We start from the raw sequence: 11,980 nt of genomic DNA, 5'->3' as shown, positions 1-11,980 counted from the left end.
GTCCCCCGGTGCGCACTGTGAAAGGCCCCGTACGGCGCGTACGGGGCCTTTCACATGGGCTGCCGACGACTCGATTACACGGCTGCTTACGACCGGGAACGTCCGGAGGTCACGCGGTACACGTCGTACACGCCCTCCACACCTCGTACGGCCTTCAGGACGTGGCCGAGGTGCTTCGGGTCGCCCATCTCGAAGGTGAACCGGGAGGTGGCCACCCGGTCGCGGGAGGTCTGGACGGCCGCCGAGAGGATGTTGACGTGCTGGTCGGACAGGACGCGCGTGACGTCCGACAGCAGGCGGGAGCGGTCCAGTGCCTCGACCTGGATGGCGACCAGGAAGACCGAGGACTGGGTCGGCGCCCACTCGACGTCGAGGATCCGCTCCGGCTCCCGGGACAGCGACTCGACGTTGAGGCAGTCGCTGCGGTGAACCGATACGCCGCTGCCCCGCGTGACGAACCCGATGATCGGATCGCCGGGCACGGGCGTGCAGCAGCGGGCCAGCTTGACCCACACGTCGTCGACACCCTTGACGACGACACCCGGGTCGGCGCTGGAGCGGCGCTTGCGGCCCCGGCTGCGGGACGGCGGGACCGCCTCGTCGATCTCCTCGGTGGCCGCCTCCTCGCCGCCGAGGGCCTGCACGAGCTTCTGCACGATGTGCTGGGCGGAGACATGGCCCTCGCCGATCGCCGCGTACAGCGCGGAGATGTCCGAGTAGCGCATCTCGTGCGCGAGGGTGACGAGGGAGTCCCCGGTGAGGATGCGCTGGATCGGCAGGTTCTGCTTGCGCATCGCCCGGACGATCGCGTCCTTGCCCTGCTCGATCGCCTCGTCCCGGCGCTCCTTGGAGAACCAGGCCCTGATCTTGTTGCGCGCCCGGGGCGACTTGACGAAGCCGAGCCAGTCGCGGGACGGTCCGGCGCCGGGCGCCTTGGAGGTGAACACCTCCACCAGGTCGCCGTTGTCCAGGGTGGATTCGAGCGGTACGAGCCTGCCGTTGACCCGCGCCCCTATGGTGCGGTGGCCGACCTCGGTGTGGACGGCGTAGGCGAAGTCGACGGGGGTGGCCCCCGCGGGCAGGGCGATGACGTCGCCCTTGGGGGTGAAGACGAAGACCTCGTTGCGGGACAGGTCGAAGCGCAGGGACTCCAGGAACTCGCCCGGGTCCTCCGTCTCCTTCTGCCAGTCCAGCAACTGCCGCAGCCACGCCATGTCGTTGATGGCGTCCTTGTCCTTGCCGGAGGCCTTGGGCACGTCCGTACGGACCTTGGAGGCGCCGGCGACGGCCTCCTGCTTGTACTTCCAGTGCGCGGCGATGCCGTACTCGGCGCGGCGGTGCATGTCGAAGGTGCGGATCTGCAGCTCGACCGGCTTGCCGTTGGGCCCGATGACCGTCGTGTGCAGCGACTGGTACATGTTGAACTTGGGCATCGCGATGTAGTCCTTGAACCGGCCGGGGACCGGGTTCCATCGCGCGTGCACGGTGCCGAGGGCGGCGTAACAGTCGCGGACCGTGTCGACCAGGACACGGATGCCCACCAGGTCGTAGATCTCGGCGAAGTCGCGGCCCCGCACGATCATCTTCTGGTAGACGCTGTAGTAGTGCTTCGGGCGCCCCGTGACGGTCGCCTTGATACGGGCGGCCCGGAGGTCGGCCTGGACCTCGTCGGTCACTATGGCGAGGTACTCGTCCCGCTTGGGCGCGCGCTCGGCGACGAGCCGGACGATCTCGTCGTACATCTTGGGGTAGAGGATCGCGAACGCGAGGTCCTCCAGCTCCCACTTGATGGTGTTCATGCCGAGCCGGTGGGCGAGCGGCGCGTAGATCTCGAGCGTCTCGCGCGCCTTCTTCTCCTGCTTCTCGCGCTTCAGGTAGCGCATGGTGCGCATGTTGTGCAGGCGGTCGGCGAGCTTGATGACCAGGACGCGCGGGTCCTTGGCCATGGCCACGACCATCTTGCGCACGGTCTCGGCCTGCGCGGCCTCGCCGAACTTGACCTTGTCCAGCTTGGTGACGCCGTCGACGAGCAGGGCGACGGTGTCGCCGAAGTCGCGGCGCAGCTGGTCGAGGCCGTACTCGGTGTCCTCGACGGTGTCGTGCAGCAGTCCCGCCATGAGCGTGGCCGGGTCCATGCCCAGCTCGGCGAGGATGGTGGTGACGGCGAGCGGGTGCGTGATGTACGGGTCGCCGCTCTTGCGCTTCTGGCCGCGGTGCCAGCGCTCGGCGACCTGGTAGGCGCGCTCGATCTGCCGCAGGGTCGAGTTCTCGATCTTCGGGTCGTTGCTGCGCACTATCCGCAGCAGCGGCTCGAGAACCGGGTTGTAGGGGTTCGCGCGCTGCACGCCGAGGCGGGCCAGGCGGGCGCGGACGCGGTTGGAGGAGCCGGTGCGGCCGGGCTGGACCACGGGCGGGCGCACCACGGGCGGCTGGGCCGGACGCTCGGGCGGGGCCGGCTTGGGACGCGAGGCCTCGGCAGCCTTTTCCACGGGCGCGGACTGGGCGTGCTCGATCGGCCCGCGGGTGTCGTTCTTCGCGTTGGACACGTGCGGCGCGGGCTTCGCCGCGGCGGCCGAGGCGGACTCGGGCTTTGCGGCGGTCAGGTGCTGGGCCTCGTCTGGCAAGAGGGCTCCTCGTGCGCGATCCGGGTCCCCCGGTCAGGCTCCGGAGACCCCATGGTAGCGATCCTGCGGCTGGTCATCGCCTTCAGGCGGAAGTGAGGACCGTCCACCTGTGCAACGCGGGGGGCTTCCGCCGGATTCCGGGACGTGGATTCCGGGTGATTCGGAGGCGTGCGGGGGGTGTCCTGGCGGTGGACCGTCCGCCGGGGGTTCCTTCCCGAGCGACCGGCTCCGGCCCACCGGGCGTGCGGAAACACAAACGGGAAGCACAAAGCGGCCTACGGCGAAGCCGAGGCCGCTTGTGCAGGGCAGGCGGTCAGAGCTGGAGCAGGGCCTCCAGCGGGGCGCCGCTCAGCGCCGGCTCCAGCCGGGCGCGGCCGCCCAGGAAGCCCAGTTCCATCAGCACCGCCAGGCCCGCGACCTCGGCACCGGCCCGCTGGATGAGCTGGATCGCGGCCTCGGCCGTACCGCCCGTGGCGAGGACGTCGTCCACGATCAGGACGCGGTCACCGGCCGCCAGGTCCTCCGCGTGCACCTCGATCTCGGCCGAGCCGTACTCCAGGTCGTACGCCTGGCGCAGCGTCGCTCCGGGCAGCTTGCCCGCCTTGCGGACCGGGATGAAGCCGAGACCCGCGCGCACGGCGACCGGGGCGCCCAGGATGAAGCCCCGGGCCTCCAGGCCGACGACCTTGGTCGCGCCGGTGTCGGCGGCGATCTCGGCCAGTGCGTCGGTGAGGGCGGTGAAGGCCGCCGGGTCCGCCAGGAGCGGGGTGATGTCCTTGAACAGCACACCCGGCTCCGGGTAGTCGGCGACGTCCCGGATGCGGCTGAGCAGCAGCTCCCTGATCTCGGTCATCGGCGCTTCCCTCCGGAGGGCCGGCCGCGGCCCCGGCTGCGGGACGCGGACTGGTTGCGGGGGCCCACGACGGCAGGGGCGGCATCGTCGTCGTCGGCGCGATCCGTGGCGAGGTCCTCCTCGGCGGCGGCCTGGGCGCGCTTGGCCATGACCCGCTTGGTCAGGGCCTTCATCGCCGGCTCGCGCTCCTTGAGGTCGGCGACGAGCGGCGTGGCGATGAAGATCGACGAGTAGGCACCGGCCGCGAGGCCGACGAACAGCGACAGCGAGATGTCGTTCAGCGTGCCGGCGCCGAGGAAGCCACCGCCGATGAACAGCAGGCCCGCGACCGGCAGCAGGGCGACGACCGTGGTGTTGATGGAGCGGACCAGGGTGCCGTTGATCGACCGGTTGGCGATGTCGCTGTAGGTGAAGCGGGTCTGCTTGGTGATGTCCTTCGTCTGCTCCTTGAGGCTGTCGAAGACGACGACCGTGTCGTAGAGCGAGTAACCGAGGATGGTCAGCAGACCGATGACCGTACCGGGAGTGACCTCGAAACCGACGAGGGCGTAGATGCCGGTGGTGATCGTGATGTCGTGGATCAGCGCGACCAGGGCCGCGATGGCCATGCGCCACTCGAAGGCGATGGCCAGGTAGATCACGACGAGCACCATGAAGATCGCCAGGCCTTCCCAGGCCTTGTTGGCGATCTGCTGGCCCCAGCTCGGTCCGACCAGGTCGGCGGCGAGCTTCTCGGGGTTGAGGTTCAGGTCCTTGGCCAGCTCCTGCTTGATCTTGTCGGACTGGCCGGTGTCGATGCCGGCGATCTGGATGCGCAGGCTGCCGTTGCCGAGCTTCTGCACGATCGCCTCGTGGCCGGAGGCCTCCTTGGCGTAGTTCTCCGCCTGGGTCACCGAGGTGCTCATGTGGGTCGGCGTGGTGAAGACCGCGCCGCCCTTGAACTCGATGCCCATGTTCAGCCCGCGCACCGCCAGGCCGAGGATGGCCGTGATGGTGATCAGGATGGAGACGCCGTACCAGATCTTGCGCTTGCCGACGAAGTCGTACGAGATCTCGCCGCGGTGCAGTCGAGCGCCGAGGTTGCCGAGTTTCGACATCGCTCAGGCCTCCTTCGGGTCGACAGGGCCGGCGGCGGGACCGGCGGGACGGCGGGTGCGGCGCAGCGGTGGCTTGGCACCCAGGCTCTGCGGGTCGAGACCGGACCACTTGTGGCCGTTCGCGAAGAACTTGCGGCGGGCGAGGAGCGTCATCAGCGGCTTGGTGAACAGGAAGACGACGACGACGTCGAGCAGGGTGGTCAGGCCGAGCGTGAACGCGAAGCCCTGGACCTTGCCGACGGTCACGATGAACAGGACGGCGGCGGCCAGGAACGACACGAAGTCGGAGACGAGGACGGTGCGCCGGGCGCGCGGCCAGGCCCGCTCGACGGCGGGGCGCAGCGAGCGGCCCTCGCGGATCTCGTCCCGGATGCGCTCGAAGTACACGATGAACGAGTCCGCGGTGATACCGATGGCGACGATGGCACCGCAGACGGCCGGCAGGTTCAGCGCGAAGCCGATGGCCGGACCGAGCAGCGACATGATCACGTAGGTGAGGATCGCCGAGACGACCAGGGAGGCCATGGCGACGACCGACAGGCCGCGGTAGTAGGCGACCAGGTAGATCACGACCAGGGCGAGTCCGATCGCACCGGCCAGCAGACCGGCGTGCAGCTGCTCGCCGCCGAGCGCGGCGGTGACGGTGGTGACGGACTGCTCCTGGAAGGAGAGCGGCAGGGCGCCGTACGACAGCATGTTGGCGAGGCTCTGGGCGTCCTGCTGGGTGAAGCTGCCGGAGATCTCCGCCTGGCCGCCGGTGATGGCCGACTGCACGAACGGGCTGGAGACGACCTCGCCGTCGAGCACGATGCCGAACTCGTTCTGCGGGGACTGGTTCTTCGCCAGCTCACCGGTGATGTCCGCGAACTTCTTGGCACCGCTGGAGCTGAAGGTCATCTGGACCTGCCAGCCGGAGGCGCCCTGGGTGTCGAAGACGGCCTGCGCCTTCTTCACCTCGGTGCCGTCGACGGCGGCCGGGCCGAGCACGTACTTGTACCAGACCTTGTGGATCTGGCCGCAGGCGATGGTGGGCTCGCCGGGCTTGGCGGCGCCTCCGACCTTGGCCCGCTCGGCGGGCTTGGTGCAGTCCAGGGCGGCGTACTGGGCCTGCAGCTTGGCGGCGGCCGCGCCGGCGCCGGAGGAGGCCGACGGGGTGGCCGAGGGGGTGGCCGACGCCTTGGGGCTGCCGGAGGCGGACGTGCTCGGCGTCGGGGTGGAGCCCGCCTTCAGCGCGTCGGTGACGGCGCGGCCCTGGGAGGTCGCCGAGGCCTTGGGGGACGCGGTGGAGGACCCCGAGGAGGACGACGCCTTCTCCTTGGGGGAGGAAGAGGCGGAGGGGCTCGTGCTCGGCTTGGAGCTGCCGCTCGGGGAGGCGCTCGGCGACGGGCTCTGCGTGGCGCCCACGCTGGGCTGGCTGGCCAGGACCGGGCGGAAGTACAGCTTGGCGGTGGTGCCGACCTGCTGCTGGGCTTCCTTGGAGTTGGTGCCCTTGGGGATGTTGACAATGATGTTGTCGGTCCCCTGGGTCTGCACCTCCGCCTCGGAGACGCCGAGGCCGTTGACACGGCGGTTCATGATGTCGACCGCGGTGTCCATGTTGGCCTTGTTGACCGCGGACCCCTGGTCGGCCTTCGCCTTGAGTGTGATGCTCGTGCCACCGGCGAGGTCGATGCCGAGACGCGGAGTCTTGTTCCCGGACAGGAACATGCCTCCGGTGAGCGCCACGATGGCGATCAGGATGAGGGCCAGCGAGCGCCCTGGCTTGCTCTGGGCGCTCGCGCTCCGGCCCCTCTTAGGTGCTGCCACCTTCTCGTACTCCCTCTCGGGCCGCCCCACGCGGTCGGCGCGGTCGGCCATGACATGGTGTCGGGCTGTTCCGTACGGGAAACAGACGCCCGGTGGTGCGCGGGGCGCGATTATGCCGCGCGGCGCACCACCGGGGCGTGACTACTTCGCGTCGGAGTCGCCGTCGGTCTTCTTCGGCTCGGCGTCCGCCTCGGCCTCGGCGGCCTCGGCCGTGTCGGCGCCGTCCTCGTCGGCGTCCTTCTTACCGAGGTCGACGGCCTTGTCGTCGGAGGCGGCGGCAGCGGGCGAGTCGGACTCGTCGGTCTCGGTGAGGGAGGAGGCGTCGTCCGGGACGATGTCGGCGTCGGACTTCAGGTCGTGCTCGATGCCGTGGACGATGCGGTTGTACTCGTCGTCGGTGAGGACGGCGCCGATCGCGTTCTTGGCGAAGAGGAGCTCGACGCCCGGGCCGGCGTCGAGGAGGACCGTGTCCTCGTTGACCTCCTTGACCGTCGCGTACATCCCCCCGATCGTGCGGACACCGGAGCCGGGCTGCATCTCGTTCCGCATGTTGGCAGCCTGCTGCTGCTTCTTCTTGGCCGAGCGCGTCATGAGGAACATGGCCGCGATGAGCACGATGAAGGGGAGAAGGGTAAAGGCATTCACGGGACGGGGTTTCCTTCGCGCGACCGCGACGGAGAGCGGCCTGTTGATGGGGGTGTGGGTCGGCGCCGCCCGCAAAGGCGGCATCGGCGGAGTCTAAGCGAGTCCGCGTGCATGGAACAACGCTCAGCATGGCACCTGAGTTCCTGCCCGGGCCAATGCCCTCGCCGTCCCAGGACATCATCGCGCCGTCAGCCCCCGAACAGGTCCTGTTGTCCGTTTCCTCCGGTCGTCCCCCCGCTCGCCGAGGGCGGCGGGGTCAGACCGAGGTGAGCCCAGGCGGCCGGCGTGGCGACCCGGCCGCGCGGGGTACGGGCCAGCAGTCCCTCCCGGACGAGGAACGGTTCGGCGACTTCCTCGACGGTCTCCCGCTCCTCCCCCACCGCGACGGCGAGCGTGGACAGGCCGACCGGGCCGCCGCCGAAGAGCTTCAGCAGGGCCTGGAGGACGGCGCGGTCGAGGCGGTCGAGACCGCGCGCGTCGACCTCGTAGACGGCGAGGGCCGCCCCGGCGATCTCACGGGTGATCACGCCGTCCGCCTTGACCTGCGCATAGTCGCGGACGCGGCGCAGCAGGCGGTTGGCGATGCGGGGCGTGCCCCGGGAGCGGCCGGCGATCTCGGCGGCGCCGTCCGGCTCGATCTCCACGTCCAGCAGGCTCGCCGAGCGGTGCACGACCCGCTCCAGCTCGTGCGGCTCGTAGAACTCCATGTGCGCGGTGAAGCCGAAGCGGTCGCGCAGCGGGGGCGGCAGCAGGCCCGCGCGCGTGGTGGCGCCGACCAGGGTGAACGGCGGCAGCTCCAGCGGGATCGCGGTGGCGCCGGGGCCCTTGCCGACGATGACGTCGACACGGAAGTCCTCCATCGCCATGTACAGCATCTCCTCGGCGGGCCGGGACATGCGGTGGATCTCGTCGAGGAAGAGGACCTCGCCCTCCTGGAGGGAGGAGAGGATCGCGGCGAGGTCGCCGGCGTGCTGGATGGCGGGGCCGGAGGTGATGCGGATGGGGGCACCCATCTCGGCTGCGATGATCATCGACAGGGTGGTCTTGCCGAGACCGGGCGCGCCGGAGAGCAGCACGTGGTCGGCGGTGGCGCCACGCGCGCGTGCGGCCCGCAGGACGAGGTCGAGCTGTTCGCGGACCTTCTCCTGGCCGATGAACTCGCCGAGGTCCTTGGGGCGCAGCGCGGCCTCGACGGCCTGGTCCTCCCGGTCGGCGGACGCACCGACGAGCCGCTCGGAGGCGGGGGTGTCGGTCGAGTCGTCCCGGTTCATGTGCATGTGCCTCGATCGTCGTGGGGTCAGCGGGCGCGGTTCAGGGTCTGGAGGGCGGCCCTCAGCAGCTGTCCGACCTGCGGGGTGCCGCCCGCGGCCTCGGCCTGGGGAGCCACCGCGGCAACGGCCTCGTCGGCCTCGCGGGTGGCGTAGCCGAGGCCGATGAGGGCCGCGTGCAGCTGGTCGCGCCAGCCCTGGGTGACCGGGGCGCCGACCGCGGGTGCGCCGATGGGCTCGCCGAGCCGGTCCTTGAGCTCCAGCAGCAGCTTCTGCGCGCCCTTCTTGCCGATGCCGGGGACGGCGGTGAGGGCCTTCTCGTCACCGGTGGCGACGGCGCGGCGCAGCGCGTCCGGGGTGTGCACGGCGAGCATGGCCTGGGCCAGGCGCGGGCCGACTCCGCTCGCGGTCTGGAGCAGTTCGAAGACCTGGCGCTCGTCGTCGTCGGCGAAGCCGTACAGGGTCAGCGAGTCCTCGCGGACGACGAGCGAGGTGTGCAGCTTGGCGGGCCGGCCCATGCGGAGCGTGGACAGCGTGTTCGGCGTGCACTGGACGGCCATGCCGACGCCGCCGACCTCGACGACCGCGGCGTCGGGGGCGAGCGCGGCGACCGTGCCGCTGACGAAGGCGATCATGCCGTACGGCCTTTCGTTGCGTGGACTGTGTGGCGGGCGACCGCCTGCTGGAGCCGGTTCTGGGCGGGGGCGCGCCAGATGTGGCAGATGGCGAGCGCGAGGGCGTCGGCGGCGTCGGCCGGCTTCGGGGGCGCGGAGAGCCGGAGCAGCCGGGTGACCATGGCGCCGACCTGGGCCTTGTCGGCGCGTCCGGAGCCGGTGACGGCGGCCTTGACCTCGCTCGGGGTGTGCAGTGCGACGGGGATGCCGCGCCGGGCCGCGCACAGCATGGCCACGGCGCTGGCCTGGGCGGTGCCCATCACGGTGCGCACGTTGTGCTGGCTGAAGACGCGCTCGACGGCGACGAACTCGGGGCGGTGCTCGTCCAGCCACTGCTCGATGCCCTGCTCGACCGCGAGCAGGCGGTGGCTGAGATCGGCGTCCGCGGGCGTGCGCACGACGCCGACGCCGAGCATGGTCAGCGGGCGGCCCGCGACCCCCTCGACGACGCCGACACCGCACCGGGTCAGCCCGGGGTCCACCCCCAGTACGCGCACCGCGCCCCCTCCCTTCGCCGACTCGCTCAGCTGTTTGTGCAGGCTATCGGTTGCCACTGACAACGCCGCGCACCGGCGCCCGGCACGGCGACGGGCCGACGGGTTGTCCCGTCGGCCCGTGAGACCTGCGAAGCCCGCGGCAGCGTCAGGCGTCGACCTTCTCCATGATCTCGTCGCTCACGTCGAAGTTCGCGAAGACGTTCTGCACGTCGTCGCTGTCCTCGAGCGCGTCGATCAGCTTGAAGATCTTCTTGGCGCCCTCCTCGTCCAGCTCGACCTGCATGGTCGGGACGAAGTTGGCCTCGGCGGACTCGTAGTCGATGCCGGCCTCCTGGAGGGCGGTGCGGACCGCGACCAGGTCGGTGGCCTCGCTGATCACCTCGAAGTTCTCGCCGAGGTCGTTGACTTCCTCGGCACCGGCGTCCAGGACGGCGCCGAGCACGTCGTCCTCGGTCAGCTCGCCCTTGGGGACGATGACGACGCCCTTGCGGTTGAACAGGTAGGACACCGAGCCCGGGTCGGCCATGGAGCCGCCGTTGCGGGTCATGGCGACGCGGACGTCGGAGGCGGCGCGGTTGCGGTTGTCGGTGAGGCACTCGATGAGCACCGCGACACCGTTCGGGCCGTAGCCCTCGTACATGATCGTCTCGTAGTCGGCGCCGCCGGCCTCGAGACCGCCGCCGCGCTTGATCGCGGAGTCGATGTTCTTGTTGGGCACCGACTGCTTCTTGGCCTTCTGGACGGCGTCGTAGAGCGTCGGGTTGCCGTCGAGGTCGACGCCGCCCATACGCGCCGCGACCTCGATGTTCTTGATCAGCTTCGCGAAGAGCTTGCCGCGCTTGGCATCGATCACGGCCTTCTTGTGCTTCGTCGTGGCCCATTTAGAGTGGCCGGACATCTGCCTGTCTCCTTCGCGTAACCAATCTCTGTACGAACGTCAGAGATCCTACAAGGACTCTCACGCCCGGTCGGCGCGCACCATGTCGACGAAGAGGGAGTGCACGCGGTGGTCGCCGGTCAGTTCCGGGTGGAACGACGTGGCGAGCGCGTTGCCCTGGCGGACGGCGACGATGTGGCCGTCGTGCTCGGCGAGCACTTCGGCCTCGGCGCCCACGGACTCCACCCAGGGGGCGCGGATGAAGACGCCCTCCACAGGATCGCCCGTGATGCCCTGCACGTCGACCGCGGCCTCGAACGACTCGTTCTGCCGGCCGAAGGCGTTGCGGCGCACGATCATGTCGATGCCGCCGATCGTCTCCTGGCCCGAGCGCGGGTCGAGGATCTTGTCGGCGAGCATGATCATGCCCGCGCAGGTGCCGTAGACGGGCATGCCGTCGGCCACGCGCGCGCGGAGGGGCTCCATCACGCCGAAGAGGACGGCCAGCTTGGAGATGGTGGTGGACTCGCCGCCGGGCAGGACGAGGCCGTCGACCTCGGCGAGTTCCTCGGGGCGCCGCACCGGCCTGGCCACGGCGTCGGCCGCGGCCAGGGCGATGAGGTGCTCCCGTACGTCGCCCTGGAGGGCCAGGACGCCTATGACGGGTGCGTCAGTCATGTGTTTCGTGCAGTCCTCTGGGGTGGGATTACCAGCCGCGGTTCGCGTAGCGCTCGGTCTCGGGGAGGGTGTCGCAGTTGATGCCGACCATGGCCTCGCCGAGGTTGCGGGACGCGTCCGCGATGATCTTCGGGTCGTCGTAGAAGGTGGTGGCCTTCACGATGGCGGCGGCGCGCTTGGCCGGGTCGCCGGACTTGAAGATGCCGGAGCCGACGAAGACGCCCTCGGCGCCGAGCTGGCGCATCAGGGCCGCGTCGGCCGGGGTGGCCACGCCGCCGGCGGAGAACAGCACCACCGGGAGCTTGCCCAGCTCGGCGACCTCCTTGACCAGCTCGTACGGGGCGCGCAGCTCCTTGGCGGCGGCGTACAGCTCGTGGTTGTCGAAGCCGCGCAGGCGGGCGATCTCGTTCTTGATCTGGCGCAGGTGGCGGACGGCCTCGACCACGTTGCCGGTGCCGGCCTCGCCCTTGGAGCGGATCATCGCGGCGCCCTCGGCGATGCGGCGCAGAGCCTCGCCCAGGTTGGTGGCACCACACACGAACGGCGTGGTGAAGGCCCACTTGTCGGAGTGGTTGACCTCGTCGGCCGGGGTGAGGACCTCGGACTCGTCGATGTAGTCGACGCCGAGGGACTGCAGCACCTGGGCCTCGACGAAGTGGCCGATGCGGGACTTGGCCATGACCGGGATCGAGACGGCGTTGATGATGCCCTCGATCATGTCCGGGTCGGACATACGGGCCACGCCGCCGTCCTTGCGGATGTCGGCCGGGACCCGCTCCAGGGCCATGACGGCGACGGCGCCCGCGTCCTCGGCGATCTTCGCCTGCTCCGGCGTGACGACGTCCATGATCACGCCGCCCTTGAGCTGCTCGGCCATGCCGCGCTTCACGCGCGCGGTGCCGGTCTCGGGAGCCTGGTTCTCGATGGTGGACACGGGTGACCTCACTGATGGGAAAGAGGG

11 protein-coding genes are annotated in these 11,980 nt (G+C 70.3%); all 11 read right to left on the bottom strand.

The genetic code is table 11. The features are described 5' to 3' along the window. Positions 1 to 86: 86 nt before the first annotated feature. Positions 87 to 2,624, bottom strand: a complete 2,538-nt coding sequence (locus ACFYZB_RS09570; RefSeq protein WP_351211630.1) for a bifunctional (p)ppGpp synthetase/guanosine-3',5'-bis(diphosphate) 3'-pyrophosphohydrolase — start codon at positions 2,622 to 2,624, stop codon at positions 87 to 89. 313 nt (positions 2,625 to 2,937) lie between these two features. Next, positions 2,938 to 3,477 carry an adenine phosphoribosyltransferase gene (locus ACFYZB_RS09565; protein WP_388756248.1) on the bottom strand — a complete coding sequence of 180 codons (540 nt, stop codon included), beginning with the start codon at positions 3,475 to 3,477 and terminating at the stop codon, positions 2,938 to 2,940. Then, the gene (secF, locus tag ACFYZB_RS09560) at positions 3,474 to 4,574 is read right to left on the bottom strand and encodes a protein translocase subunit SecF (protein ID WP_388756245.1); all 1,101 of its coding nucleotides are present in this window, start codon (positions 4,572 to 4,574) and stop codon (positions 3,474 to 3,476) included. The genes ACFYZB_RS09565 and secF overlap by 4 nt, the downstream gene beginning before the upstream one ends. A 3-nt stretch (positions 4,575 to 4,577) precedes the next feature. After that, the gene (secD, locus tag ACFYZB_RS09555) at positions 4,578 to 6,380 is read right to left on the bottom strand and encodes a protein translocase subunit SecD (RefSeq protein ID WP_388756531.1); all 1,803 of its coding nucleotides are present in this window, start codon (positions 6,378 to 6,380) and stop codon (positions 4,578 to 4,580) included. 141 nt (positions 6,381 to 6,521) lie between these two features. Then, positions 6,522 to 7,025, bottom strand: coding sequence for a preprotein translocase subunit YajC (gene yajC, locus ACFYZB_RS09550; protein ID WP_388756242.1), 504 nt, complete (start codon positions 7,023 to 7,025; stop codon positions 6,522 to 6,524). Between the two features lie 188 nt (positions 7,026 to 7,213). Then, on the bottom strand, positions 7,214 to 8,296 hold the full coding sequence (gene ruvB / locus ACFYZB_RS09545; RefSeq protein ID WP_388756529.1) for a Holliday junction branch migration DNA helicase RuvB: 1,083 nt from the start codon (positions 8,294 to 8,296) through the stop codon (positions 7,214 to 7,216). A 26-nt stretch (positions 8,297 to 8,322) separates the two neighbouring features. Beyond that, on the bottom strand, positions 8,323 to 8,928 hold the full coding sequence (ruvA, locus tag ACFYZB_RS09540) for a Holliday junction branch migration protein RuvA (RefSeq protein ID WP_351211638.1): 606 nt from the start codon (positions 8,926 to 8,928) through the stop codon (positions 8,323 to 8,325). Beyond that, the gene (gene ruvC / locus ACFYZB_RS09535; protein WP_323376788.1) at positions 8,925 to 9,464 is read right to left on the bottom strand and encodes a crossover junction endodeoxyribonuclease RuvC; all 540 of its coding nucleotides are present in this window, start codon (positions 9,462 to 9,464) and stop codon (positions 8,925 to 8,927) included. The genes ruvA and ruvC overlap by 4 nt, the downstream gene beginning before the upstream one ends. A gap of 145 nt (positions 9,465 to 9,609) precedes the next feature. Next, positions 9,610 to 10,362, bottom strand: coding sequence for a YebC/PmpR family DNA-binding transcriptional regulator (locus ACFYZB_RS09530; protein ID WP_228618861.1), 753 nt, complete (start codon positions 10,360 to 10,362; stop codon positions 9,610 to 9,612). A gap of 60 nt (positions 10,363 to 10,422) precedes the next feature. Beyond that, a complete protein-coding gene (gene pdxT / locus ACFYZB_RS09525; protein WP_388756237.1) occupies positions 10,423 to 11,019 on the bottom strand; it encodes a pyridoxal 5'-phosphate synthase glutaminase subunit PdxT in 597 nt (198 codons plus the stop codon). 28 nt (positions 11,020 to 11,047) lie between these two features. Continuing rightward, positions 11,048 to 11,953 carry a pyridoxal 5'-phosphate synthase lyase subunit PdxS gene (gene pdxS / locus ACFYZB_RS09520; RefSeq protein WP_351559350.1) on the bottom strand — a complete coding sequence of 302 codons (906 nt, stop codon included), beginning with the start codon at positions 11,951 to 11,953 and terminating at the stop codon, positions 11,048 to 11,050. Between the last annotated feature and the right edge of the window lie 27 nt (positions 11,954 to 11,980).

Source organism: Streptomyces sp. NPDC001852 (assembly GCF_042891825.1).
In the GTDB taxonomy this organism is placed as follows: Bacteria; Actinomycetota; Actinomycetes; order Streptomycetales; family Streptomycetaceae; genus Streptomyces.
The sequence above is the reverse complement of the archived record's forward strand: the minus strand, read 5'-3'. Positions and strand labels throughout refer to the sequence as shown.

What these genes read in the sequence shown, in the direction of transcription:
- ACFYZB_RS09565 (WP_388756248.1), bottom strand. Translation starts at nt 3,477, where the DNA reads ATGACCGAGATCAGGGAGCTGCTGCTCAGCCGCATCCGGGACGTCGCC.
- secF (WP_388756245.1), bottom strand. Translation starts at nt 4,574, where the DNA reads ATGTCGAAACTCGGCAACCTCGGCGCTCGACTGCACCGCGGCGAGATC.
- ruvB (WP_388756529.1), bottom strand. Translation starts at nt 8,296, where the DNA reads ATGAACCGGGACGACTCGACCGACACCCCCGCCTCCGAGCGGCTCGTC.
- ruvA (WP_351211638.1), bottom strand. Translation starts at nt 8,928, where the DNA reads ATGATCGCCTTCGTCAGCGGCACGGTCGCCGCGCTCGCCCCCGACGCC.
- ACFYZB_RS09530 (WP_228618861.1), bottom strand. Translation starts at nt 10,362, where the DNA reads ATGTCCGGCCACTCTAAATGGGCCACGACGAAGCACAAGAAGGCCGTG.
- pdxT (WP_388756237.1), bottom strand. Translation starts at nt 11,019, where the DNA reads ATGACTGACGCACCCGTCATAGGCGTCCTGGCCCTCCAGGGCGACGTA.